Source organism: Kitasatospora sp. NPDC094019 (assembly GCF_044764505.1).
Classification (GTDB): domain Bacteria; phylum Actinomycetota; class Actinomycetes; order Streptomycetales; family Streptomycetaceae; genus Kitasatospora.
On sequence record NZ_JBIWIF010000008.1, the window covers coordinates 36,610 to 61,342 of the forward strand.

Below are 24,733 nucleotides of genomic sequence, written 5' to 3' on the forward strand. Positions count from 1 at the left end.
CCAACGAAAATGGAGCTTCGCGGTCATGAAGACTGCCATCGAAGGATCCGACCGGTTCCGCGAGATTCTGGATCGTCTGGGCCGGATGTCCATCGACGACTACTACAACCCGTACCGGATGTTCGAGTGGCCGGAGGAACTCCCCTCCGACCAGCTGTGGATGAGCAAGGAGCTGATCAGCCTCCACGGCACGCCGGCCTTCGACGAACTCGGCCAGGAGCAGCTGCTGCGGCTCGCCCGCTGGGAGAGCGTCAATTTCTACAGCCTCAATGTGCACGGAATCCGTGAGCTGCTGATCGAGGTCGTCAACCGGGTGCACATGCCCGGATTCGAGGCGCCCTCGGAGTTCTTCCACCACTTCATCGGTGAGGAGAACGAGCACATGTGGTTCTTCGCCGAGTTCTGCCGCCGCTACGGGAAGAAGATCTACCCGTTCCCGCGGGTCAAGACGACCGTCCCCGGCGACGAGGCGACCGAGAACTTCCTGGTCTTCGCGCGGATCCTGCTGTTCGAGGAGATCGTCGACTTCTACAACGCCTACATGGCCGACGACGCGACGCTGCCCGAGACCGTCCGCCAGGTCAACCGGATCCACCACCGCGACGAGTCCCGGCACATCGCCTTCGGGCGCGAGCTGGTCTCGCTGCTGTACGCGGAGCTGAAGCGGACCAAGGACGAGGAGGAGCTGGCCGGGGTCGAGCGCTACCTCAAGGAGTACATCCAGTTCTGCCTGCACTCCTTCTACAGCCTCAACGCCTACGAGGACGCCGGCCTGGACGACCCGCTGGCCGTGCGCGCGGCCGTCATGCGCGACCCGAACCGCCGCGCGTTCGAGCGGAAGATGGTGCGCAAGCCGGTCGCGTTCATGGTGAAGTCCGGCATCTTCAAGGACGCCGAACTGCTCGCCCCGGCGGCGGTCTGACGCATGCGGACCGAAACCCTGCACCCCCCGTTCAGCACGGAGGGCGGATTCGCCACCCTCGGCCCCGAGCCGACCGAGCTGGTCCGGCTGCTGGACGAGACCTTCCGCGAGTGGGCGCTGCGTGACGGCGCCCGCCCGATGACGGCCCCGGCCCTGCTGCCGGTGGCCGGGCTGGCCAAGCTCGACTTCTACCAGAACTTCCCCCAACTGGCGCTGGTCGCCAGCAGGTTCGACCTCGCCGACGGCCGCCCGGCACCTGCCGCCGCGGCCGCCGCCGGGGCCGTCCCGGGGGCGGACCTGGACCCGGCGGCGCTCGCCCTGCCCTCCACCGTCTGCTACGGCGTCTACCTGGGCCACGCCGGCACCGTGCTCGCGGAGGACACCGCGGTCACCCTGGTCGGCCAGTGCTTCCGCAACGAGGAGCACTACGACGGGCTGCGCCGGCTGATGTCGTTCCGGATGCGCGAGGTGGTGGCGCTCGGCAGCGCCGAGTTCGCCCAGCGCCACGTGGACCACTACGCGGACCTCACCGAGCGGTTCGCCCGCGCGATCGGCCTGCCGGTGGTCAAGGAGGCCGCGACCGACCCGTTCTTCGACCGGGAGGGCCCGCGCGCCCTGATGCAGCGGCTGATCCCGGTCAAGTACGAGTTCCTGTACGGCGGCACGGCCATCGCCTCGGTCAACACCCACCGCAACTTCTTCGGCGAGCGCTGCGACATCGGCCTCGCCGGGCAGGACGGACCGGCCTTCACCAGCTGCGTCGGGTTCGGCTTCGAACGCTGGGTGCACGCGCTGGCCGACCACTTCGCCGGGGACTGGGACGCGGCTCTCACCGCCGTCGCCCGTGCGCGGGCCGATGTCGGCTAGGCCGAGGCCGCTCCGGGGCACCGACGGGATCCCCGCCGAGGGGGCGGTCCGGGTCGGGGTGGACATCGTCCGCACCGACCGGGTCCGGGACCTCCTGCGCGACCACGGTCCCGGCATTCTGACCACCATGCTGACCGCGCGCGAACTCGCGGACAGCGCCACCGCGGTGGGCCTCGACCTGCTCACCGCGAGCGGGCGGATCGCCGCCAAGGAGGCGGTCTTCAAACTGCTCCGGGCCCGCGACATCGCGCTCCCGTGGCTGGAGGTCGAGGTCAGCCGGCTCCCCGGCGGCGCCCCCCGGGCGGCGCTCAGCGGCCGGATCGCCGCGCTCGCCGAGGAGGCGGGCGTGCACGCCATCGACATCAGCATCAGCCACGACGGGGACTACGCGGTCGCGATGGCCGTCTCCAGCCCCACCCGTACCACCAGACAGGACCGTCCGGCCCCGGACGGCACCGAGAGCGAGGAGGACACCGTGCCGACGCCCCTGCAGCGGCTGGAGCAGTGGATCCTGGACAAGAATCCGCAGTACACCGAGATCGACCCGGACCTCGACCTGATCGAGAACCGGCTGGTCGACTCGCTGGCCTTCGCCGAGTTCGTCTACCTGCTCGGCCGGCTCACCGACGTCCCGGTCGACGTCCAGAACCTGGACATCGAGGACTTCCGCACGCTGCGCCGCGTGGCCGACAAGTACTTCCTCGCCGGCGTCGACTGATGGGGGACGGGATGCGCTACGCGGAGGACTTCGCCCCCGGCGACACCTTCGACCTCGGCAGTGTCGAGGTCACCGCGGACGAACTGCTGGCGTTCGCAGCCGAGTTCGACCCGCAGTCGTTCCACCTCGGCGAGCAGGGCGGCCGGCAGCACGGCTTCGGCGGGCTGATCGCCAGCGGCTGGCACACCGCCGCCATGTTCCAGCGGCTCTACGTCGACGGTCTGCTCAGCGGGGCCGCGGTCGCGGCCTCGCCCGGCGTCGACGAACTGCGCTGGTTCAGCCCGGTGCGGCCCGGCGACGTGCTGCGCGGCAGCGCGACCGTGGTCGGCGAGCCCGGCCCCTCGCTCAGCCGCCCGGACTGCTCCGTGCTGCGGCACCGGTGCGAACTCACCGACGCTTCGGGCCGCCCGGTGTTCCGGATGACCCTGCACGTGCTGTTCCGCAAACGGCCCCGCGAGGAGGTGGACGCATGACGAGCACCGACGAGGCACCGGCGGCGGTGGCCGGGGGGCCGCGGATGACCGAACCGGTCACCGCCGGCGCCGCCGGCCTCCCGGACGACACCGCCGTCCTGGAGCGCCACCCCGGCCTGCGCTACTTCAAGGCCCGGCTCGGCGGCACCACCCTGCTGGACTGCCCGGCGCCCGTCGGCGGCGCCCGGATCGTCGCCAAGTGCGAGTTCGAGAACCCCACCGGCTCGGTCAAGGACCGGGTGGCGTACGCGCTGCTCTGCCGCGCCGTGCTGGAGCACGAGGGCCCCGGGCCGCTGAAGCTGCTGGACTACTCCGGCGGCAGTCTGGTCCGCTCCTTCGGGCAGCTCGGCCGGATCACCGGGATCCCGATGCGGTTCGCCGTGCCGAGCACGATTCCGGACAGCTGGCTGCGGCAGATCACCGCCAGCGGGGTGCGGGTCGACCCGGTCCCGGTGGAACTCGGCATCGCCGGGATCATCGACCGGGCCTTCGCCGTCAAGGCCGAGGACCCGTCCTGGACGCTGCTGCACCAGATGCGCAACGAGGCCAACGTGGCCGTCCACGAGTGGACCACCGGCCAGGAGATCCTGGCCCGGCTGGACGGCCGCCGGCCCACCCACTGGGTGGCGGCGATCGGTACCGGCGGCACCCTCACCGGGGTGGCCCGGGCGCTGCGCCGGGAGTTCCCGGACCTGGTCGTCCTCGGCAACACCCCGGCCGAGATGCCCTACGGCACCGACGGGCCGCCGAACGGGCTCACCAAGTTCGCCGGCTCCGGCGGCCTGGGCCACGGGGTGCGCCAGCCCTTCGTGGCGGGCCTGGCCGCCGACGCGGACCACCGCGGCGTCGAGTACGGCGCGGCCCTGGACGCGATGGTCCGCTTCGAGGCCCGCACCGGGCTGCGGATCGGCACTTCGGCCGCCGCCAACTGGCGGGTGGCCTGGGAGACGGCGGCGGCGCTCGGCCCCGACGACCTGGTGGTGACGGTGTTCCCGGACGCCGGCGCGGCCGAGGAGTGGGAGCGGGCGTATGCCCGGGCGACGTCCTGAGCGGTCGCTCGCCCGGGCGGTCGCGACCGTCCGCGAGGACCTGGGCGTGATCGTGGCCCGGGACCCGTCGGTGCGGCGGCGCCGGGAGGCGCTGCTGCACCCGGCGCTGCCCGCGCTGTGGACGTACCGGCTCGCGCACGCGCTGCACCTGCGCGGGCACCGGCTGGCCGCCCGGCTGGTCGGCAACCTGGGCCGGCTGGCGTCCGGCGGGGTGGAGATCCACCCCGGGGCGACGCTCGGCCGGCGGGTCTTCGTCGACCACGGCGCCGGTGTGGTGATCGGAGAGATGGCGGTGGTCGGCGACGACGTCACCATCTACCACCAGGTCACCCTGGGCGCCGTGGGCTGGTGGCGCGACAACGGCCGGGCCCCCGGCGCCCGGCGGCACCCCGTCGTCGGCGACCGGGTGGTGCTGGGCGCCGGCGCCACCGTGCTCGGACCGGTCATGATCGGCGACGACGCGCTGATCGGCGCCGGGGCCCTCGTCGTCGAGGACGTCCCGGCGGGGGCCCGGGTGACCGCGCCGCCCGGCCTGGTCACTGTCCGCCGCCCGGTCCCGACCACCGGACCGGACCGCACCCTGGAGGAGAGCGTTGAGTACGCCGCCGACCACTGACGACCGGCTGGACCGGGGCCTGGCCGTGATGGCCCGGATCACCGGAGGACACACCCCGCACCTCGACGCGGTCGACGGCATCGCGCCGGACCTCGCCCGGTACGCGGTGGAGTTCGCGTTCGGGGACATCTACGCCCGGGGCGGCCTGACCACCCCGGAGCGCCAACTGCTCACCCTCGGCGTGCTCGCCGCCCTCGGCGACGCCGAACCCCAGCTGGCCGCCCACGTCCGGGCCGCGTTCACGGTGGGCCTGACGGTCGAGCAGGTGGTCGAGACGGTCACGCACATCGTGCCGTTCGCCGGCTTCCCGCGCGCCCTGAACGCCATGACGGTGGTCGAGCGCGTCGTCGCGGAGCTGCGGGAGACCGGCTCCGACTGACTAGTGGATGGTGATCGCGCCAGCGGCGGTGCGGACCGTGATCGTGCGGGTGGCGTTGCGGTCGACCGGCAGGTTGATCTGCGGCGGGGTGCCCGCGGCGCTGCGGGCGTCGATCGAGTACTCGGCCCCGCCGGGCACCGAGAGGTCGGCGCCGCCGTCGCCGGTGGTGATCTCCACACCGGTGGGCGGGGCCGCGAAGGCGGCCCGGACCGTGCCCTGTCCGGTGGTGATCCGGACGCCGGGCGAGCGGCTCGCGGTGACGGTCACGCTGCCCGAGTCGCTGCGCAGCGCCAGCGGACCGGCCGAGCCGACGACGTCGATCGCCCCGCTGCGGCTGGTCAGATCCAGTGCCCCGCCGAGTCCGCTCGCGGCGATCTCGCCGGTGGAGGACTCGACCGAGGCGGCCAGCCCGGCCGGCACGGTGACCCGCAGTTGCAGGGAGCACACCGTCCCGCACGCGGCCCGGACCAGCACCTCGCCGTCGGCGGTGGTGACCGTGACGCCGGGCGGCGTCCCCACGTAGCCGCTGCTCGCCGAGACCCGCACCAGCGAGTCGTCGCCCGGGGTCAGGACGACCCCGGCGCTGCCGGACTCGATCCGCAGCCGGCTGCTGTCGGCGGCGTCGGCGCGCAGGGTCTCGGAGTAGTGGCGCTCGGAGGAGAGCAGCGAGACGATCCCCCAGGAGGCGGCGGCGACGGAGAGGGCCAGGACGGCGAGCCCGGCGGTGACGATCCACCGGGTCCGGGCGGGCGCGGTCCCGTTCGGGCCGGGCGCGGTAGTGATCTCAGGCTCCCAGGTAGCGCAGGACGGCCAGCACCCGGCGGTGCCCGCCGTCCACCTTCGGCAGGTCGAGCTTGGTGAAGATGCTGTTGATGTGCTTGCCGACGGCGCTCATGCTGATCGTCAGGCCCTCGGCGATGTCGGTGTTGGACGCGCCCTCGGCCATCAGCTTCAGCACGTCCAGCTCGCGGGCGCTCAGCGCGGCCAGCGGGTCGCGCCGGCCGCCGCGGGCCAGCAGCTGCTTGACCACCTCGGGGTCGAGCACGGTCTCGCCGGCGCCGATCCGCTCCAGGGCCGCGACGAAGTCGTCGACGTCGTCGACCCGGTCCTTCAGCAGGTAGCCGATGCCGCTGCCGCCGCTGCCGACCAGTTCGACGGCGTACCGCTCCTCGACGTACTGGGAGAGCACGAGCACCCCGGTCCCGGGCCGCTCGGCGCGGATCGCGAGCGCGGCACGCAGGCCCTCGTCGACGAAGGTCGGCGGCATCCGGACGTCGGTGACGACGACGTCGGGCCGGTGCTCGGCGACGGCGCGCAGCAGGGCCTCGCCGTCGGGGACGGCGGCGACGACCTCCAGGCCGGCCTCGGTGAGCAGCAGCGCGATGCCCTGCCGCAGCAGGGTGGAGTCCTCGGCGATCACTACCCGCATTGCACATCCACTTCGATCAGGGTCGGTCCGCCCGCGGGGCTGGTCACCCGCAGCCGGCCGTCCACGGCGGCGACCCGTCCGGCCAGTCCGGAGAGTCCGCTGCCCCCGGCGGGGTCGGCGCCCCCACGACCGTCGTCGCCGATGGTAACGGTGAGCCGGTCGCCGGCCCGGCGGATCTCCACCCAGGCGTTGCGGGCCCGGGCGTGTTTGGCGACGTTGGTCAGCGCCTCGCTGACCACGAAGTAGGCGACGGCCTCGACGGTCGCGGGCGGGCGCGGTTCGGCCCGGACGTCCAGCCGGACCGGGACGGGGGAGCGGGCGGCGACGGCGGAGAGCGCGGCCTCCAGGCCCCGGTCGGTGAGCACCGGCGGGTGCAGGCCGCGGGCCAGGTCGCGCAGTTCGGCGATGGCGGCGCGGGCGTCGGCGCGGGCCTGTTCGACGATCTGCCGGGTGTCGTCGTCGCCGCTCCTCCGCAGCCGGGAGACGGCGCGGCCGAGGGTCATCGAGAGGGCGACCAGGCGCTGTTGGGCGCCGTCGTGCAGATCGCGTTCGATCCGGCGGCGTTCCTCCTCGACGGCGCGTACCAGCTGGGCCCGGCTCTCGGTCAGTTCCTCGACCCGGAGCGTGAGTTGCTGGTCCCGGGGCGGGGCGAGCAGGGCCCGGGCGAGGGCGGTGTCGAGGGCGCGCAGGGCCCGGACCGCCGGCGGGGAGACGAAGAGGCCGGTGAGGGCCGCGACGAGGGCCACGAGCAGGGCGGTTCCGGTGCTGTCCACGGTGAGCGGGCCGAGCACGGCGTGGCCGTCGGGCAGCCGGGACCAGTAGGCGGGGAGGGCGAGCAGGGTGAGCGGGGCGGCCCAGGCGAGGACCGCGCCGCCGTTGGTGAGCACGGACAGCGGCAGCAGGGCGAGGAAGTAGCCGGCCTGCCGCCGGGTGCCGCGGTCGGTGGCGAGAGCGCGGGCGGAGCGCAGCGGGGCCGCGGCGGAGAGCCGGGGGAGCGGTGGGGCGGGGAGGTCGGGGCCGCCGGTGGCGGTGTGCCGGGCGCGTTCGGCGGCGGCGAGGAGGTGCAGGGCCCGGCCCGCCAGGAGGACGACCGGCAGGCCGGTCAGGGCGACCGGCAGCAGGCAGATCCCGGCCACCAGGGTGAGCAGGACGGTGAGCCCGGCGAGCGCGGCGAGGCCGTCGGTGGCGAGGTGGGCGCCGGCGCGCCACAGGTCGGGTGCGGCCGGCCCCCGGTACTGCCGTCTGGCCGGTGCTGCGGTCCCGCTCACCGACGTCACCCGGATCCCCTCCCCGACCGCCGGCCGGGCCGCTGCCCGGGTCGTTCCCCGACCGCCTTCCGGACGGGTGTCCGGAGCGTTCCCCGGGTGGTGCTCCGGGCGGTGGTCCGGGGCCGGGCGCAATCCCCCGGCACACCGGACTCTACGGCTTTTCCGCAGGTCAGTCCCAGCCGTTGTTCATGGCGACGACGACGGTGCCGCCCGGCGCGGCCTCGACGGCTGCGGTGACGCCCAGGTCGTCGGCGACGCCGGCGGTGGTGGTCGAGGAGTGGGTGGCCGCGGTGACGGCGGCGGGCCCGGTGACCACGGCGGCGGCGAGCAGGAGGCCGGCGGCCGGGAAGAGGCGGCGGGCGAGGAAGGCGGTGCTGGTCACGATGGAACCCCCAGTGTCGGTGCGTCGGTGTCGGCGATGCACCAGATCCAATGTGTTCGCGGCGGTTTCGCGTGTTTCGTCGCGTTTCCTGCCGTCTGGTATTGATCCTCACACGGGGCGGAACGGGGTGTCAGCAGATCCCGGAGCCATGGTGCTGCCATGGCAGGGTGTTGCCAGGGGGGGTGGTCCGGCGGTCAGTCCGACATGGCCACCAGGACCCGGCGGGCCCCGGTGAACGGGCGCCGTCCGTGTGCGACCAGCACATTGTCGATCAGCAGGACGTCGCCCTGGCGCCAGTCGACGTCGACCGCCGCGGCGAGGCCCCGGTCGCGGACCTGGACCACGTCCTCGGCCGGGATCGGCGAGCCGTCGGCGAAGGTCACCGACTGCGGCAGCTGGTCCGCCGGCAGCAGCCGGGCCAGGGCGGCGGCGGTCTCGTCACCGAGGGCGGCGGGGTGCCACTGGTCGGACTGGTTGAACCACACCTCGGCGCCGGTGCGCGGGTGGCGGACGGTGGCCGGGCGGTGCTGGGTGACCCGGAGGCCGCCGTCCCGGCGCCACTCGGCCCCGGCGCCCGCGGCGGCGAGGAAGGAGTCCACCCGGTCGCGCTCGTCGGTCTCGAAGGTGTCCTGCCAGCTCTTGCCGAGGCCGAGGCCGCCGTGCAGGTTCTGGGTGTAGCGGACGCCGCCGGCGAAGCGCTCGCGCACCGCGTCGTCCAGCGACTCCAGCCACAGCGCCGCGTCGACCACCGGGGTGGCGCCGCCGGTCCCGGCCGCGGTGACGCAGCAGAAGGCCAGCCGGCTCGGCCAACTGTGGGCGTAGGAGAGCTCGTTGTGCATCGAGATGGTGAACTCGGCCGGGTACTCGGTCGAGGTGTAGACGTTCTTGCCGACCTTGGTGCGCGGGGAGTTGCCGTGCACATAGGCGAGCCGGTTGGGCAGCAACCGGTCCAGTACCTCGTCGACCCGCTCCTCGGTCACGCCGAAGCCGCGGAACACCAGCGCCTTCTCCCGGTCGAGCAGCGCCTCCGGGTCGCCTTCGGCGGCGAGCCGGGACAGCAGCCCGTCGACGCCGGCCGCTCCGGTCCCCGGGTAGATCTCGTACGGCTTCCAGCCAGCGCCCGCACCCATCGTCGGAGGCCCCTTCGCATCGCTCGGTGCCACCCGGACCGGTGGCCGCCGGACAGGATCGCCGGGGGCTCTATACCCGGCCGATATTCGCGCCGGACCCGGTCCGGTGAGGCCCGGGACCGTGGGATCCCGTCCGTCCCGGCGGGTCCCGTCCGTCGCGCTCCGGCCGTACGCCGTATAGGGACGGGATAGGCGTGATGGCCAGACTCCGGACATGACCGACCTGATCGCCCCCGGGGCGACCGACGCCGACGGCCGGAACGATCCGCGACCCGATCAGCCGCTGCGCGCGAACAAGGACTTCCTCCGGCTCTGGATCGGCGCGGGAGTCTCCCGCTTCGGCTCCACCGTCAGCATGGTGGCCTACCCGATGCTGGTGCTCTGGCAGACCGGTTCGGCGACCGCCACCGGTGCCGTGGGCTTCGCCGCGACCCTGCCCAACCTGCTGGTCCAGCTGCCGGCCGGGGCGCTGGTGGACCGCTGGGACCGCCGCCGGGTGATGCTCTGGTGCGACCTGGTCCGGCTGCTCGCCTTCGCCGCCGTGGCGGTGGCGGCCTGGCGCGGGGAGGTGTGGCTGCCGCTGGTACTGGCCGCCGCCTTCGTCGAGGGCACCCTGGGCATCCTGTACGGGACCGCCGAACAGGCGGCCGTGCGCAGTGTCGTCCCGGTCGGCCAGCTGCCCGCGGCGCTGTCGCAGAACCAGGCCCGGGGCGCGGCGATCGGCCTGCTCGGGCAACCGCTCAGCGGTCTGGTGTTCACCCTGGTCCGCTGGCTGCCGTTCGCCCTGACGGCGGTCCTCAACGCGGTCGCGCTGGCCTGCCTGCTGCTGATCCGCCGGGATCTGCGCCCGGTCAGGACGGAGCCGCCCAAGCGGCTGCACGTGGACGTCAAGGACGGCCTGGTCTGGCTCTGGCGGCGGCGCTTCCTGCGGATCATGACGGGCGTCTTCGCCGGCAGCAACCTGGTCTTCCAGGTGCTGGGCCTGACCCTGATGGTGGTGATCAAGGAGAACGGCGGCACCCCGACCGTGCTGGGCGTGGTGTCGGCGGTCGGCGGGACCGGCGCCCTGCTGGGCGCGCTGGCCGCGGGCTGGTGGTCGGCGCGGTTCGGCCTGTACACCACGGCGGTGCTCGGCCATGTGATCTGGCTGGTCCTGATCCCGCTGCTGGCCGTCCAGCACGAGGTGGTGGTGATCGCGGCGGTGGCGACGGTGGTGATGTTCGTCGCGAGCGTGTTCAACGTCTCCGCGAGCGTCTACATGGCCCGGACCACGCCGGAGGAGCTGCAGGGGCGGGTGATGGGCACCTCGGCCTTCCTGACCTCGGGGGCGAACGCGCTCGGCTCGCTGCTGGGCGGCTACGCGCTGGCCCACCTCGGGGCGGCCCGGACCGGGCTGGGGATCGGCGCGGTGCTGCTGGTGCTGACCCTGACGGTCGTGCTGAGCCCGACGGTCCGGGCGGAGACCCGCGACTGAGCCCGGCCCGGACGCGCCCGGGCCCGGCCGCGGGAGTTCCCACGACCGGGCCCGGGCGCACCGGTCCGGCTCAGCCCGTCGGGCGGAGGTTGACCACCGCGCGGGCGATGCCGCGCCAGGGGTCCGGGTAGTCCTGCCGGGCGTCGTCGCGGAGGCCGTCGGTGAGCAGCAGCACCAGCTCGGGCAGCCGGTAGGCGGACCCGCCGGACCGCCCGGCGGCGGTGACGGGTTCCAGCAGCCGGGCGTCGACCAGCTCCTCCAGGGCGCTCTCGGCGGCGGCCTCGGGCAGCCGGAGCAGCCGGGCGGCGGCCTCGGCGGGGAAGACGCCGGTGCCGAACGCCGCCAGCGCGGGCAGGACCCGCCGGGTCCGCTCCCCGACGCCGTCCAGTGAGCGCAGCAGGCTGTCGCGGACCCGGAGTTCGCCGAAGCTCAGCTCGTCGAGCCGGGTGCGGGGGTCGGTCAGCCGGTCGGCCAGCCGGGCCGCGGACCACAACGGCCGGGCGGCCAGCCGGACTCCGGCGATCCGGACGGCCAGCGGCAGTCCGGCGCAGGCGGCGGTGATCTCCCGGGCGGCCCCCGGGTCGGCCCCGATCCGCTCCCCGGCGACGGCGGCGAGCAGGGCCGTCGACTCGTCCTCGGTGAACGGCGCGAGCACGGTGGTGTCGCGGGCCGAGGCGCCGGTCAGGTGCCGACGGCTGGTGACGATGACGGCCGCGTCGGGTCCGGTCGGCATCAGCGCGGTGATCCGGCCGGTGCCGGGCGCGTTGTCGATCAGGACGAGCAGCCGGCGGCCGGCGCTGTGGGTGCGGTAGAGCCGGGTGAGTTCGTCCGCGCCGAGGTCGCGGGCGGCCGGTTCGACGCCGAGCGCGCGCAGGAAGCAGGTCAGTACCGCGGCCAGGTCCTCGGACCCGCCCTCGCCGAGGTCGGCGTACAGCTGGCCGTCCGGGAACCGCTCGCGCAGCAGGTGCGCGGCGTGCACGGCGAGCGCGGACTTGCCGATGCCGGCCGGGCCGGTGAGGAAGGCGCGCCGGGTGCGGGCGATCGGGTGCGGCTCCACCAGGCCGAGCAACTGGTCGAGTTCGTCCTGACGGCCGGTGAAGTCGGGCAGGTCCGGCGGCAGCATGGCGGGGGCGGCGGGCCGCAGCGCGACCGGTTCGGGCGCCGGTTCGGGCGCGTTCTGCCCGAGGCTGCCGTCCAGCACGCCCATGTGGACGCCGGTCAGCTCCTCGCCGGGGTCGACGCCGAGCTCCTCGGCGAGGATCCGGCGCCCGGAGTGGAAGACGGCGAGCGCGTCGGACTGCCGACCGCAGCGGTAGAGGGCGGTCATCAGCTGCGCCCGCATCCGCTCGCGCATCGGGTGCTCGGCGGTCAGGCTGGTCAGGTCGGGCACCAACCGGTGGTGGCGGCCGAGCGCCAGCTCGGCCTCGAACCAGTCCTCCAGGGCGGCGAGGTGCAGCTCCTCCAGGCGCGGCCGCTCGACGTCGGCGAGGTGCTCGGTGACATTGGTGAGGGCGGGGCCGCGCACCAGGTCCAGCGCGCCGCGCAGTTCGCGGGCGGCCTCGGCCCAGCGCCGGCCGGCCAGTGCCGTCCGGCCGGCCCCGGCGGAGCGCTCGAACTCGGTGAGGTCCAGCCCGGCCCGGTCGGCCCGCAGCAGGTAGCCGCGCGGGCGGCGGATCAGTTCGACGTCGGGGCCGAGCCGCTTGCGCAGCCGGGAGACGTAGGTGTAGATCTGCGCGCTCATCGTGGCCGGGGGGTCCCAGGCCCACAGCATGCTGCTCAGCCGGTCGTCCGAGACGGTCTGCCCGCCGGCGAGGATCAGCGTGGCCAGCACGGTGTGCACCTTCGTGCCGGGCAGTTCGACCATCCTGCCGTCGTCGTCGTGGACCTCCACCGGACCCAGGACACCGAGGTGCATGTCTCCCCCTGCTGTTTGTGGACGATGTGCCGACGGGCGGGGGAATCCGGCACCGGTGTGCCGGATTTCCGCCCAGCAGCGATTCTGTGCGCACATTTCGGCGGGGGGCAGGTGTGACGGCCGTCAGGACCGTGACGTGGCAGGGTGTGGCCACCGGGGGGATTTCAGCCGACGAGGCCCGGGTCGACCCAGCCCTGGAGCAGGGCCATCATTCCGGCCTGGAACTTCGTCCGGGCGCCCAACTGGGCTGCCAGATCGGCGGTTTCCCGGCGAACGGTGCGGACCGAGACGTCCAGCCGGCGGGCGATCATCTCATCGGTGTAGCCCTTGGCGAGCAGGACCACGATCGCCTGGGAGCGCGGCGACAGCCCCGGTCCCGCGGTGGCGGGCGTGTCGACGGCCGGCTGCGAGCTCTGCCAGACCCGTTCGAAGAGTTCGCAGAGCGCGCTGACCACGCCGTGGCCGCGCAGCACCAGGGCGCCCTTGCGGCTCTGCTCCGGGTCGACCGGGACGATCGCGGTCGCGCGGTCGTAGATCACCATGCGGGGCGGCAGCGTCGGCGCGACCCTGACCTGGGCGCCCTGCTCGGTGAGCCGGCGGGCGTAGGCCATGGTGTCGTTGTCGTTCTTGATGCTCTCCAGGTAGATCGAGCGCATCCGGACGCCGCGGGACAGGACCGAGGTGTCCAGCGGGCGGCTCGCCTCGATGTTCGCGGGGGACATCGCCCCGGAGGGGACGAAGCCCATGACCTCCTCGACGCAGCCGGATGCCAGCGACTCGATCCGCAGCCGGACGGCGTCGATCCCGGTGAGGACCTCACTGTCCGGATGCTGCCGGGTGTTGGTGAGGTCCGCGTAGTCGGCGACCACCTGGGCCAGCTCGCGCCGGCCGTACTCGACCTCCTCCAGCCGGCGCTGGAGCTCGGCCTCGCGGCGGTCGAGCAGGGACCGCAGTCCGGCCTCGGGCTCCACCGGCCGCAGTGCCCCGGGCTCCTGCCAGGACGGCCGGACCAGCAGCAGCCGGGCCAGTTCGTCCATGGCGGAGCGGATCTCGGTCTCGGGTCGGCCGAGCCGCTGCGCGATGGCGGCGGTGCCGCTCGTCGGCGCCTTGAGCATTTCCTTGTACACGGCTTCGGTCAACGCATCAAGGCCGAGCGATCTGAGCATTCCCTGGTCGTCCAAAATGTCGCGCGGAGTGGAAAAATGGGTTGATCGTCAGGGAATGCGCGCGGGCAGCATGAAATGGCCTTGCGCGAAGAGTGCGCACGGCGTGTCAATCCCCCGGTTGAAACCTTGCCGACCTCGCTCTGAGTCTCTGGTACCGGGCGCTGGGTAGTCAAGCGGAACGGGATCTCTTGGTTATCTCTTGGTAATCCGCGGCCGCGGCAAAGCGGGGGACGGGGGTGCCGTCGCAATGGTTAATGAGAATTGGCCGGTCGGCGCCCCTGGGGTGAAGGCGCGCCGACCGGCCGGATCCGCCGCCGGATCAGGTGATGGTGACCACCTGCGGGGCGGCGACGCGCAGATAGTCCGCGGCCGGTATGGCGACCGAGCGGTCCAGCCTGGCCGCGTTGAAGTAGAGCTCGGGCTCCTCGAAGAGGGCCGGGTCGGCGAGGACTTCGAGCTCGGTGTGGAACGAGAAGGGGGTGATCGTTCCGCTCACCGTCCCGCCGAGCTGCTCGGCGGTGCCCTGGTCGGCGAACTGGGCCCGGCCGCCGCCGCAGGCCCGGGCCACCTGCTTGAGCTTGACCCGGCGGTCACCGGGAATGACGGCGAGCACGTGCCGGTGCGAGGGTGTCGCGCCGGTTCTGGTCACGGTGACGACCATGCATTTCGCGGCCGCGGAGAGCTTGTGACCCCGCAGTTCGCTGGCGTGGACGGTTCGGCCCTCCGGCGGATGGTCCATCAATCGGTAGGGCACCTGGTCGCGGTCGAACAGGTCGAGCAGTCGCCGATAGGTCGGCTCAGTGATCACTGGTCCTCCAGATGTGTCGGATCGCGTTCACCGAATGGCTGCACGGTCCAGCGAAGGATCCACGACGATCTTCGCGTGGCGGTCCGGCTCGCCGAGTTCGGCGATGGCTCCGGTCAGCCCGTTCAGGCCGGTGACGCCGGTGATGACGGCGCCGGCGTCGATCCGGCCCTCCGCGATCTCTCGCAGGGTCTGCCGGTACTCGGCCGGGCTGCTGCCGAAGGAGCCCCTGAGATCCAGCTCCTTGTTGGCGAGCAGCCCGGGGTCGATGGGGTCGGGGCGCAGGCAGACGCCGACCAGGACGATCCTGGCGGCGGCCGGGGCGCCCTCCACGACCCGGGCGAGCATGCCGGGGGCGCCGACACACTCGAAGACGGCGGCCTCGGTGGGGCGCAGGCCCCGGTACTCGGCGGCCATCCGGTCCATCATGCCGGGGATCACCCCGAGCGAGGTCCACCGGTCGTACGGGGACTCGGCGGCGGGGTCGATCAGCAGGTCCGCGCCCAGTTGCGCGGCCAGCGCCCGGCGCCGGGGGGAGAAGTCGACCGCGACCACCGGGCCGTGGCCGCGCGCCTTGAGCACCGCCACCACGGCCAGCCCGACCGGGCCCAGGCCGATCACCATGGTGACCGTCCCGGGCGCGAGTTCGGCCCGCCGCACCGCGCGCGCCGCCACCGAGAACGGTTCGGTGAGCGCGGCCGTGCGCGGGTCCAGCCCGTTCGGCACCGGCAGGGTGAAGGCTTCGGAGAGGATCATGTACTCGCCGAAGCCGCCGGGGTAGGCCGGCGTGTAACCGACGATCCCGGTGCCCTGCGGCCCGGCGCCGATCGGCGGTCCGCAGACCACGGTGCCGACCGGCAGCGCCCCGACCGTGCCGGGGCCGTAGTCGACGATCTCCGCGGCGAACTCGTGCCCGAGCACCAGCCCGTCGCGGATGTCGTGCGCCGTCCCGCCGGAACGCCGGACGACGTCGTTGAACGCCTCGGGGTCGTCGAGCGCGTGCAGGTCGGAACCGCAGATCCCGCAGGCCAGGGTGCGCACCAGCACCTGCCCGGCCCGGGGCACCGGGTCGGGGACCTCCTCGACGACGAGCTTCCCCGCACGGGTGACGGCTGCGCGCATGTGACCGGCCTCCTGTTTCCGTCGCGTCCGGGTCAGGCCGGGGTCGCCGAGGTGGCCAGGCGCTCCCGGAGCAGGCCGGCCAGGGCCTCGACCGTCGGGTAGTCCCAGGCCAGGGTCGGTTCGACCTCGATCCCGTACTCGTCCTCGACGTCGCCGCACAGGGCCAGCGCGTAGACGGACTCCAGGCCGTACTCGACCAGCTTGACGTCCGGGGCGATCTGCTCGGCCGGGATCTCCAGGTAGAAGGCGACCCGGTCGGTCAGCCAGGTGGTCAGTTCGGCGGCGGGCGCGGTGGTGCTCATGGTGGACATCTCCATCGGAAGGGTCGGTCGGGGTGGTGGTCGAGGTGGTGTCGGTGTGGTGGGCGGGGAAGGGTGGTCAGTCGAGCGCGGAGGCGAACCCGGCGAGTGCGGCCGTGACCTCGTCCGGCCGTTCCTGCTGGGTCCAGTGCCCGCAGCCGGGGAGGATCAGGGCCTCCCGCAGTCCGGGCGCCCACAGCCGGAGGTCGTCGGCGAGCCGGGAGTGGTCGAGGTCCCGGACGACGAAGTCGTGGTCCCCGGCCAGGTAGAGCGCGGGCGGCGCGATCCGGGCCCGGTTGAGCGGCGCGGTGAGTTCCCAGTTGCGGTGCAGGTTGCGGTACCAGTTGAGGCCGCCGGTGAAGCCGGTGCGGGCGAACTCGCCCGCGTACACGGCGAGGTCGTCCGCGGTCAGCCAGTCCGGTCGCCGGGCGCCGGCCGGGAACAGGTCCAGGAAGCCGCCGTCCGCGGGGACGGCGGGGTCGAACGCCGGCGCGCCCCCGGAGGTGCCGGCCAGCAGCCGGACCAGTCCGGCCGGTACGTCCCGGCCCAACTCGGCCTCGGCGGGGCCGGGTTCCTGGAAGTACAGCATGTAGAAGCGCTCGCCCATGGCGCGCCGCGCGGCCGGCAGCGGCGGCAGGCCGGCCCGGGGGCGGTAGGGGATGCTCATCCCGGCCACGCCCCGGACCAGGTCCGGGCGCATCAGCGCGGTGTGCCAGGCGAGTTGCGAGCCCCAGTCGTGCCCGGCCAGTACCGCCCGGCGCTCGCCGAGCGCCCCGATCAGGGCGACGACGTCGCCGACCAGGTGGTGGATCGTGTACTGGTCCGCCCCGGCGGGGGAGTCCGTCCGGCCGTAGCCGCGGAGATCGGGGGCGACGGCCCGGAACCCGGCCGCGGCCAGGCCGGTCAGCTGGTGGCGCCAGGAGTACCAGAGCTCGGGGAAGCCGTGCAGCAGCAGGACCAGCGGGCCTTCGCCGGCCTCCGCGACGTGCATGGAGCGCCCGGCCACCCGCAGTGTCCGGTGGGTGACCCCGGGCAGCTCGGGGAGGGCGGGGAGTTCCGAGGGCTCAGCCACGGCGGGCCCTCCGTCGCGGTGCGGGTTCCGCGCCGAGGCCCATCAGCCCGGCCAGTTCGGCACCGTCGACCAGGCGCAGCCGGGCCACCGGGGCGTCGGGGTCGGCCAGCGCCGCGTCGACCGCCCGCAGGAAGTGCCCGGCGAAGCGCTCGACGGTGGCCGGGTCGAACAGGTCCACGTCGTAGCGGAAGTCCACCGCGAGCGAGGAGGCGCTCTGCCGCACGCTCACCGCGAGGTCCAGCTGGCCCTCGGCCTGCGGGAGTTCGAACGGGGCGACGGTGAGTCCGGCGAACTCGGCCGGACGGCCGCCGTCGGCGTCCAGCAGCAGCCGCAGCAGCGGCTCGGGGGTGGCTGTCCCGACCAGGTTGAAGGTGATCCGGCAGAGCGAGGAGCCGGCGCCGGTGCGCGGCCGGTTGACCGTGCGGGTCAGCAGCTCGAACGGGTAGGCGGCCGAACCGAGCCCGGCCTTCACCTGACGGTCGGCCGCCTCGGCGGCCTCGCGGAAGGTCGTGCCGGGGGTGAAGTCGCCGCGGAAGACGAGGGTGTTGACGAAGTTGCCGACCACCTCGCGGACCACCGGGCTCGTCCGGGTCGTGGTCGGGCAGCCGATCAGGAACCCGTTCTGCCGGGTGTAGCGGTGCAGCAGGCTCTGGAAGGTCCCGAGCAGCACCGAGAACAGAGAGACGCCGCTGCCGCGGGCGAGTTCGCGCAGCGCCTCGACCCGGCCGTCCGCCAGGTCGAGGTGGTGGGTGGCGCCGGTGCGGCTCGAACTCGCCGGCCGGGGGCGGTCGGTGGGCAGCTCGGCGGGGGCGGCGTCCGCGCAGGCCCGGTGCCAGTACTGCTCCATCCGGGCCCCGCGCGGCGAGTCCAGCACCGTGCGTTCCTTGGCCACGTGGTCGGCGTAGCTGCCCTTCGGCGGCGCGGGCTCGGCCGTCGTGAGCGTCTCCGCCGCGGTGGGGCCGCCCGCCGCGTCGCCGACCAGCCGGCGGTAGCCGTGCAGCAGGTCGCGGACGATCAGCCAGTTGGAGGTGGCGTCGGTGCCGATGTGGTGCCCGGCCGTCAGCAGCACGGCGTCCGCATCGCCCCGGCGCAGCAGGACGAAGCGGAAGGCACCGTCGCGTTCCAGTCGGAACGGCTCGCGCAGCGCGGCCCGGGCCGCCGCGGCGAGCCCCTCGGGGTCGGTGCCGGGCAGCTCGCGGACCTCCAGGCCCAGCGGGTGGCGCTCCCCGACCAGCCGCACGGCCTGCCCGTCGGTCTCGCGGAACACCGAGCGGAGCATGTCGTGCCGCTCGGCGAGCGCCTCGACGGCGGCGCGCAGGGCCGGCAGGTCGACGGCTGAGCGGATGGTCAGCGCACACCCGGTGTTGTACACCGCGGCGTCCGGAGCGAGCCGGTAGAGGAACCACAACGCCTGCTGGGCGTGCGAGAGTTGCTGGGGGTCGGTCATCGTCGTCTTCTGTTCCGGGGGTCTGGGGCCGGGATTGAGGGGGGCTGGGGCCGGGGTCAGCGGCCGAGGAAGGCGGGCACGGTGCCGTCGAGCTGGGCCCGCATGCCGATCCGCTGGTCCTCGGTGGCGAACAGGGCGGTGAACCGCCGCCGTTCGAGGTCGAGTCCGGCGGCGAGCGGCAGGTCGAGGCCCTCGTCCACGGCCCGTTTGGCGGCGGCCAGGGCCGCCGTCGGACCGGCCGCGAACCGCCGGGCGGTGCGCAGCGCGGCCTCGTGCACCTCGGGGTCGGGCACGGTCTCGTCGACCAGTCCGATCCGCAGCGCCTCGGTGGCGGTCAGCCGCCGGCCGGTGAGGATCAGCCGCTTGGCCGGTCCGGCGCCGATCAGCCGGGGCAGCCGCTGGGTGCCGCCGGTGCCGGGGATGACGCCGAGCTCGATCTCCGGCAGCCCGAGCACGGCGCCCTCGCCGGCCACCCGCAGGTCGGCGCAGAGCGCCAGCTCCAGTCCGCCGCCGAGCGCGTACCCGGTGATCGCGGCGATCACCGGCTTGCCGATCCGGGCCAGCGCGTCCAGCGCGGTGTGCAGCCGGCCGGTGTAGGCGTCCACCTCGGCCGGGCTCCGTTCGGCGAGGTCCTTGACGTCGGCGCCGGAGCCGAAGACCCGCCGCCCGCCGTACAGGACCACCGCGCGGACGTCCGGGTCGGCGTCCAGCCGCTCCGCCGCCGCGATCAGTTCGGCCGGGACCCGGGGGTCGGTGCCGCTGATCCGGGGCCGCAGCAGCCGGACGGTCGCCACCGCGCCGTCCGTGACGGGGTCGGGTTCGATCCGCAGGAACGTGCCCACTGTCTCTCCTCCTCGGGGCCGGGGCCGGGGCTCAGGCGAGCTGCCGGCCGACGAGGTCGAAGCCCCGGCCGGCCTGGTGGCGTTCGATCAGTTCGGCGAACACCTCGGCGTGCGCGGCGTCGGCGCCGGGCACCGGCGGGCAGCCGAGCCGGGTGGTCAGCCGGGCCAGCGCGGCGGCGAGCCAGCCGGTGCCGCGCAGGAACGTGCCGGGGTGGTCGGGGTTGTGCAGCCAGACGCCCAGGCAGCTCGCGGCCGCCAGCAGCACCCCGTACCGTTCGGCGAGCCGGAAGCTCACCGGGCCGGCCAGCGGCGTCCGGTCGCGCGGGGCCAGCTCCAGGCAGGACCGCCGGAGTTCGCGCAGCTCGTCCAGCAGCTGGGCGCAGAGCGGGCCGAGCACGGGCTCGGTGGCCAGCCGGGCGGCGGCGTCGACCAGGGTGCCGAGCAGCGGGTCCTCCCGGCCGGCGGTCACCCCGAGCCGGCCGAGGTCCAGTTCGGGCAGTTCCCCGGCCAGGTGGAACAGGGCGGCCGGGGCGGGGCCGTCGGACAGCCAGCTCTGCCGGGCCAGCCGGGGCAGCTGCGGGATGACGGTGGCCTGGCAGACCGTGCCGCCGGCGTGCACCAGCGAGGCCACCGGAAGGTCCCGGGCGTGCTTCTGGAAGCTGCCGTACGGGCCCTCGCGCAGGAACGACCGGGCGCCGAGCACCACCGCGAGCCGGTCGACCGACTCCCGGTAGAGGGTCGGCACCAGGTGCTTGACCGAGGCCGCGTACACGCTGGTGCGCTCGGGCAGCACGTGCAGGGCGCGGCAGACGGTGGTGGTGAAGCAGTCGGCCACCAGCAGGTCGAGGAAGGCCCCGGTGAGGACCGAGCGGGCGTGCGGCAGGTCGGCCACCGTCCGGTGGTAGAGCCGGCGGCCGAGCGCGAAGTCGGTGACGGTGCGCAGCTGCTGGTCGACCGCGCCGAGGGCGGCGGCGGGCAGCACGGCCCGGGTGATCTGGAAGGCGCGCAGGATGGTCTCCATCGCCTCGCCGGTGCCGCCGGCGATCGAGGTGACCGGCAGCGGGCAGTCCCGGAACTCCAGGCCGCCCAGGTACATCGAGCGCACGCCGGAGGTGCGGTAGCGGGGCAGGAAGCGCAGCCGGTCGCGCGGTGCGGCGGCCATGTCGACCAGCACCATCGAGTGGCTTCGGCTGCCCGGCTCCTCGCTGGTGCGGGCGAGCACGGTGACCGCCTCGGCGCGGGCCAGGTTGTTGATGATCTCCTTGCGGCCGTTCAGCACGAGTTCGTCGCGGCGCACCTCGGCCCGGAAGGCGGTGCGGGTCACGTCGTTGCCGGTGCTCAGATCGGTGTAGGCGGCGGCGATCCGGCCGTTGCCGAGCAGGACCCCGGCGAGCCAGTCCTGCTGCTGGGCGCTGCCCTCGGACCAGACGTTGACCGAGCCGACCAGGTTGCTGGCGCCGTGGCCGAGGGCGAGCGCGCCGTCCCGGCGGAACAGCGGGCGCAGCACCCGGGCCAGCCGGTCGGCCCGGTCGAGCCGCCCGCCGAGCCGGCGCGGCACGAACTCGGCACCCAGCCCGTAGGCGTCCAGGGCGCGTTCGCCGGCCTGCAGCAGGTCGCCGCGCTCGTCGGCGGCGAGGAAGGCGTCGAAGCCGAGCGGGTTGTCCCGGTAGTCCGGGTCGCCGAACAGGGCCTCCAGCGGGGCCGGGGTGTCCAGGTCGGCGTAGAGCGCGGGGGTGGACGTGGTGGCTGTCGTGGTCGTCGTGGTCGTCGTGGGGGTGGTCGCGGCGGGGGTCATGCGGCGCCCTTCACCAGGGGGTAGTGGAGCAGGGACGGGAGGGTGCCGGCGCGCAGCTGCTCGGTCAGGACCGGCACCAGGCGGTCCAGGACGTCGTCCTGCGGGTCGGGGCGGCCGGGGGCGAGCCGGCCCAGGACCCGGGCCAGCGCGGCCTCCAGCCAGAGCCCCTCGGCCCACAGCCCGGCTCCCGGGCCCGGCCCCGGCGCGGCGCGGTTGCGCAGCCACAGGTGGATCGCGGCCGAGGCGGCGTAGCCGGCGGCGTACCGCTCGGCCAGGGCGAAGGCCGCGGCGGGCACCTCGACCGGGGTCGGGCGGTGGGCGGCGAGTTCGACGGCGAGACCGTCGACCGCGGCCCGGACGGCCTGCGCCCGGCGGGCCAGCGAGTCGGGCACGGCGCCGTCGGCCGCGAGCGCGGTGAGCTCCTCGACGCCGCCGGCCAGCGCCTGGAGCAGGCTGGAGCCGGTCCGGGGCAGCAGCGACAGCCGGTCCCGGTCGAAGCCGGGCAGCGGGGCGGCGAGGTCGGCGGCCCCGGCCAGGCCCGCCGCGTCCACGGTGCGACGCTTCAACTGGCGTGCCAGCAAGGGGAGCTGGTTGATCAGGGCGTGCAGGTTGACCAGTGTGTTGCCGTCGAAGATGCCGACGATCCGGTGGTCGCGCTGGACCTTCTGGAAACGACCGTGCCGGTGGGTGCCGTCGGCGAGCAGCGAGCGGGCGCCGAGCACGGTGCCGAGCCGGGTGATCGCCTCGTCCACCAGAGTGGGGACGAAGTACTTGGTGACGGCGGAGACCACCGCGAGCTCGCCGGTGAGGGCGTGGATGCTGCGGGTGGAGACCAGGGTGACGGCCTCGGCGAGCAGCACGTCCGCGTAGGACTCGGCGAGCATCCGCCGGGTCTGCGGGAGTTCGGCCAGCCGGCGGCCGTAGGACTCGCGTTCCAGGGCGAATCCGGCGGCCAGGTCGAGCGCGTTGTCGGCGGCGCCCAGCGACAGCGAGGCGCACAGGATCCGGGTCAGCTGCAGGCTCTTGAGGACGGTCTCGGTTCCCGAGCCCTCCGCGCCGACCAGGGCGGTGGCCGGGACCTCGGCGTCGGTGAAGGCGGCTCCGCTGATGTCGGCGCCCCGGATGCCGTGCAGCCGCACGGCGGGCAGCGGCCGGTACCCGGGCCGGCCGAGCCGCTGCTTGTCGATCATCAGCAGGCTGAAGTCGCGCGCCCCGCCCTCGTCGGCGGTGCGGGCCAGCAGACAGATCAGATGGCCCCGGTTGGCGTTGTTGATCAGCCACTTCTCGCCGTTGACCAGGTAGCCGTCGGTGGTGCGCCCGGCCCGGACCTCGCCCGCGAGCAGGTCGCTGCCGTGGTCGCGCTCGGTCAGCCCCCAGGAGACGACCGCGCCGCCCAGCACCGCCGCGGCCAGCTCCCCGGCCTGCTCGGCGCTGCCGCCGACCCAGACCGAGACCGCGCCGAGGAAGGTCTTGCCGTGCGCGATCGCCACCGTCAGGTCGCGGCGGGCGACCGCGCGCATCAGCTGCAGCACCTGCTCGTAGCTGTCCAGGGTGCCGCCGTGCGCGGTGGGCACGTAGTGCGCGGGCAGACCGAGCACGTCCAGCTCGCGGCAGATGTCGAGCGGGAACTCCTCGCGCTCGTCCAGCGCCGCGCAGCGGGCGTGGGAGAACAGCCGGCCGTCGTCCTCCGGGTCGCCCAGGCGGCGGTCCAGGTCGGCGGCGGTCAGGTAGGCGGGGTGGGCCGGTCGGTCGTTGCGGCCGCGCGCGGCGCGGTCCGGGTCGGCGTGGGTCATTCCGCTCCCGCCCCGGTCGTGGCGGCCGCGGGGGCGGCGGCGCGGTAGCGGGCGACGGTGGCCGGGTCGAGGTCCTCGAACAGCGGCTCCAGCTCCCCGGCGACGAACAGCTCGCGCATCAGCGTGCGCTGCACCTTCCCGCTGGTCGTCTTGCGGACCTGGCCGGGCCGCAGCAGCACCAGATTGGGCACCCGCACCCCGAGCCGCGCCGACAGCTCGCCGCGCACCTGCCGGGCCAGTTCGGCCAACTCCTCCTGGCCCGCACCGGGCCGCCGGACCTCCTGCAGCACGACGATCTCCTCGCGCGGCGCGGGCACCGAGCAGACGCTGCCGCTCAGCCCCTGGAAGCCCTGGTGCAGACCGAGCACCTCGCGCTCGATGTCGTGCGGGTAGAGGTTGCGGCCGTTGACGATCAGCACCTCCTTGATCCGCCCGGTGACGTAGAGGTGCCCGTCGTGCAGGGCGCCGGTGTCGCCGGTGCGCAGGAAGCCGCGCTCGCCCTCGGCGGTGACGGCGCGGAAGGTCTCCTCGGTGGCCTCCTCGTTGCGCCAGTAGCCGGCCGCGACGCTGCCGCCGCGCACCCAGATCTCGCCGACGCCGCCCTCGGGCAGGGTGGCCCGGGTCCGCGGGTCGACGATCCGCACGTCCAGGTCGTGCACCCGGCCGCTGCTCACCAGCGCCGGGCCCGCGCCGGGGCGCAGCTCCCCTGCGGCGAGGGCGTCGGCGTCGACGGCGGTCAGCACCGGCGGTTCGCCGGGCAGGGTGCCGGAGACGATCAGGGTGGTCTCGGCCATGCCGTAGCAGGGGCTGAAGTGGTCCGGGCGGAAGCCGGCCGGGGCGAAGCGCTCGGCGAAGCGGCGCAGGGTGTCGGCGTGCACGGGTTCGGCGCCGCTGCCCGCGCTCACCAGGGTGGTGAAGTCGAGCCCGGCCAGCTGGGCGTCGGTGACCCGGCGGACGCAGAGGTCGTAGGCGAAGTTGGGGGCGACCACGGTGCGGATCCGCTTGGCGCCGATCAGCTCCAGCCACAGGTGCGGGCGGCGCAGGAAGTCCATCGGGGCGAGCTGGTACGAGACCGCGCCGTGGAAGAGCGGGGTGAGCAGCATGCCGATCAGCCCCATGTCGTGGTGCTGGGGCAGCCAGGTGCAGGAGCGGCTGTCCGGGTCGACGCCGAAGGCCCGGGTCATCAGCCCGAGGTTGTGGTCGAGCGCGCCGCGGGTCACCATCACGCCCTTGGGCGCGCTGGTCGAGCCGGAGGTGTACTGGATGATCACCAGGGCGTCGGCGGGGACCTGCTCGGCCCGCCAGTGCGGGGCGTCCGGCAGGTCGAGCCGGTCGGTCGCGACGCAGGGGACGTCCTCGGCGCCCGCGCGGGTCAGGAACCCGGTGGCGGTCTCCCGGTTGGCCTCGTCGGTCAGCACCAGCCGGACGTCCGCGTCCCGCACGATGCCGTCCGACCGCGAGCTGTGGCCGCGCTGGGTGCTCGGCTGCGGAGCGGGGACGGCGACCACGCCGGCGTACAGGCAGCCGGCCAGCACGGTGACGAACTCCGGGCCGGTGCCGTACAGCAGCAGCACCCGGTCCCCGACGGCGCAGCGTTCGCGCAGCCAGCGGGCCACGGCCCGGGCCCGGCGGTCCAGTTCGCCGTAGGTCAGCGGCTCCTCGACGAGCCCGCCGACGGCGGTCCGGACGAACACGACCGCCTCCCGGTCGGGGATCTCGCGGCCGTGCCGGACCAGCCGGCTCACCAGGTCATCGGGCATCGGGGTGGGC

General features: G+C 74.4%; 24 protein-coding genes. 8 read left to right on the forward strand and 16 right to left on the reverse strand.

What is annotated here, in order from left to right:
* The first annotated feature begins 25 nt into the window (after positions 1-25).
* Genes ACIQ9P_RS19370 through ACIQ9P_RS19400 form a run of 7 tightly spaced genes read left to right on the forward strand, consistent with a single transcriptional unit; the run spans position 26 to position 5,024 of the window.
* The gene (locus tag ACIQ9P_RS19370; RefSeq protein ID WP_402357076.1) at positions 26-922 is read left to right on the forward strand and encodes a diiron oxygenase; all 897 of its coding nucleotides are present in this window, start codon (positions 26-28) and stop codon (positions 920-922) included.
* A gap of 3 nt (positions 923-925) precedes the next feature.
* Positions 926-1,789 (forward strand): hypothetical protein, encoded by an 864-nt coding sequence (locus ACIQ9P_RS19375; protein WP_402357079.1) that lies wholly within the window; start codon positions 926-928, stop codon positions 1,787-1,789.
* Positions 1,779-2,507 carry a holo-ACP synthase gene (locus tag ACIQ9P_RS19380; protein ID WP_402357082.1) on the forward strand — a complete coding sequence of 243 codons (729 nt, stop codon included), beginning with the start codon at positions 1,779-1,781 and terminating at the stop codon, positions 2,505-2,507. Before ACIQ9P_RS19375 ends, ACIQ9P_RS19380 begins: the two co-directional genes overlap by 11 nt.
* 11 nt (positions 2,508-2,518) lie before the next feature.
* A complete protein-coding gene (locus tag ACIQ9P_RS19385) occupies positions 2,519-2,980 on the forward strand; it encodes a MaoC family dehydratase (protein ID WP_402357085.1) in 462 nt (153 codons plus the stop codon).
* Positions 2,977-4,029, forward strand: a complete 1,053-nt coding sequence (locus ACIQ9P_RS19390) for a pyridoxal-phosphate dependent enzyme (RefSeq protein WP_402357088.1) — start codon at positions 2,977-2,979, stop codon at positions 4,027-4,029. The genes ACIQ9P_RS19385 and ACIQ9P_RS19390 overlap by 4 nt, the downstream gene beginning before the upstream one ends.
* Positions 4,010-4,645, forward strand: a complete 636-nt coding sequence (epsC, locus tag ACIQ9P_RS19395) for a serine O-acetyltransferase EpsC (RefSeq protein ID WP_402357090.1) — start codon at positions 4,010-4,012, stop codon at positions 4,643-4,645. Before ACIQ9P_RS19390 ends, epsC begins: the two co-directional genes overlap by 20 nt.
* Positions 4,623-5,024, forward strand: a complete 402-nt coding sequence (locus ACIQ9P_RS19400) for a carboxymuconolactone decarboxylase family protein (protein ID WP_402357093.1) — start codon at positions 4,623-4,625, stop codon at positions 5,022-5,024. The genes epsC and ACIQ9P_RS19400 overlap by 23 nt, the downstream gene beginning before the upstream one ends.
* Here ACIQ9P_RS19400 and ACIQ9P_RS19405 read toward each other — a convergent pair whose 3' ends face one another.
* From ACIQ9P_RS19405 to ACIQ9P_RS19425, 5 genes are all read right to left on the reverse strand, one after another.
* Positions 5,025-5,570 carry a DUF4097 family beta strand repeat-containing protein gene (locus ACIQ9P_RS19405; RefSeq protein ID WP_402357096.1) on the reverse strand — a complete coding sequence of 182 codons (546 nt, stop codon included), beginning with the start codon at positions 5,568-5,570 and terminating at the stop codon, positions 5,025-5,027.
* Between the two features lie 238 nt (positions 5,571-5,808).
* On the reverse strand, positions 5,809-6,453 hold the full coding sequence (locus tag ACIQ9P_RS19410; RefSeq protein ID WP_402357102.1) for a response regulator: 645 nt from the start codon (positions 6,451-6,453) through the stop codon (positions 5,809-5,811).
* Positions 6,444-7,721: a sensor histidine kinase gene (locus tag ACIQ9P_RS19415; protein ID WP_402357105.1), complete on the reverse strand. Its 1,278-nt coding sequence runs from the start codon at positions 7,719-7,721 to the stop codon at positions 6,444-6,446. The genes ACIQ9P_RS19410 and ACIQ9P_RS19415 overlap by 10 nt, the downstream gene beginning before the upstream one ends.
* 169 nt (positions 7,722-7,890) lie before the next feature.
* The gene (locus ACIQ9P_RS19420) at positions 7,891-8,103 is read right to left on the reverse strand and encodes a hypothetical protein (protein ID WP_402357108.1); all 213 of its coding nucleotides are present in this window, start codon (positions 8,101-8,103) and stop codon (positions 7,891-7,893) included.
* A gap of 194 nt (positions 8,104-8,297) precedes the next feature.
* Complete coding sequence (locus ACIQ9P_RS19425; protein WP_402357111.1) at positions 8,298-9,233, reverse strand: TauD/TfdA family dioxygenase; 936 nt, start codon at positions 9,231-9,233, stop codon at positions 8,298-8,300.
* A gap of 214 nt (positions 9,234-9,447) precedes the next feature.
* Between ACIQ9P_RS19425 and ACIQ9P_RS19430 the strand changes: the two genes are divergently transcribed.
* Complete coding sequence (locus ACIQ9P_RS19430) at positions 9,448-10,707, forward strand: MFS transporter (protein ID WP_402357114.1); 1,260 nt, start codon at positions 9,448-9,450, stop codon at positions 10,705-10,707.
* A 70-nt stretch (positions 10,708-10,777) separates the two neighbouring features.
* Here ACIQ9P_RS19430 and ACIQ9P_RS19435 read toward each other — a convergent pair whose 3' ends face one another.
* The 11 genes from ACIQ9P_RS19435 to ACIQ9P_RS19485 form a co-directional block, all read right to left on the reverse strand.
* Entirely contained in the window at positions 10,778-12,622 is a 1,845-nt protein-coding gene (locus ACIQ9P_RS19435) for a BTAD domain-containing putative transcriptional regulator (protein WP_402357117.1), read from the reverse strand.
* 164 nt (positions 12,623-12,786) lie between these two features.
* Positions 12,787-13,761, reverse strand: a complete 975-nt coding sequence (locus tag ACIQ9P_RS19440) for a LuxR C-terminal-related transcriptional regulator (RefSeq protein WP_402357120.1) — start codon at positions 13,759-13,761, stop codon at positions 12,787-12,789.
* Between the two features lie 346 nt (positions 13,762-14,107).
* A complete protein-coding gene (locus ACIQ9P_RS19445) occupies positions 14,108-14,596 on the reverse strand; it encodes a YbaK/EbsC family protein (protein WP_402357123.1) in 489 nt (162 codons plus the stop codon).
* A 27-nt stretch (positions 14,597-14,623) separates the two neighbouring features.
* Positions 14,624-15,715, reverse strand: coding sequence for a zinc-binding dehydrogenase (locus ACIQ9P_RS19450; RefSeq protein WP_402357126.1), 1,092 nt, complete (start codon positions 15,713-15,715; stop codon positions 14,624-14,626).
* 32 nt (positions 15,716-15,747) lie between these two features.
* On the reverse strand, positions 15,748-16,017 hold the full coding sequence (locus ACIQ9P_RS19455; protein WP_402357129.1) for an acyl carrier protein: 270 nt from the start codon (positions 16,015-16,017) through the stop codon (positions 15,748-15,750).
* Positions 16,018-16,093: 76 nt separating this feature from the next.
* Positions 16,094-17,005 carry an alpha/beta fold hydrolase gene (locus tag ACIQ9P_RS19460; RefSeq protein WP_402357991.1) on the reverse strand — a complete coding sequence of 304 codons (912 nt, stop codon included), beginning with the start codon at positions 17,003-17,005 and terminating at the stop codon, positions 16,094-16,096.
* A 73-nt stretch (positions 17,006-17,078) separates the two neighbouring features.
* Positions 17,079-18,533, reverse strand: coding sequence for a condensation domain-containing protein (locus ACIQ9P_RS19465; protein WP_402357132.1), 1,455 nt, complete (start codon positions 18,531-18,533; stop codon positions 17,079-17,081).
* Positions 18,534-18,589: 56 nt separating this feature from the next.
* Entirely contained in the window at positions 18,590-19,375 is a 786-nt protein-coding gene (locus ACIQ9P_RS19470) for an enoyl-CoA hydratase/isomerase family protein (protein WP_402357135.1), read from the reverse strand.
* Positions 19,376-19,406: 31 nt separating this feature from the next.
* Complete coding sequence (locus ACIQ9P_RS19475; protein ID WP_402357138.1) at positions 19,407-21,170, reverse strand: acyl-CoA dehydrogenase; 1,764 nt, start codon at positions 21,168-21,170, stop codon at positions 19,407-19,409.
* Complete coding sequence (locus ACIQ9P_RS19480; protein WP_402357141.1) at positions 21,167-22,963, reverse strand: acyl-CoA dehydrogenase family protein; 1,797 nt, start codon at positions 22,961-22,963, stop codon at positions 21,167-21,169. The genes ACIQ9P_RS19475 and ACIQ9P_RS19480 overlap by 4 nt, the downstream gene beginning before the upstream one ends.
* Positions 22,960-24,723, reverse strand: a complete 1,764-nt coding sequence (locus ACIQ9P_RS19485; protein ID WP_402357144.1) for a fatty acyl-AMP ligase — start codon at positions 24,721-24,723, stop codon at positions 22,960-22,962. The genes ACIQ9P_RS19480 and ACIQ9P_RS19485 overlap by 4 nt, the downstream gene beginning before the upstream one ends.
* Between the last annotated feature and the right edge of the window lie 10 nt (positions 24,724-24,733).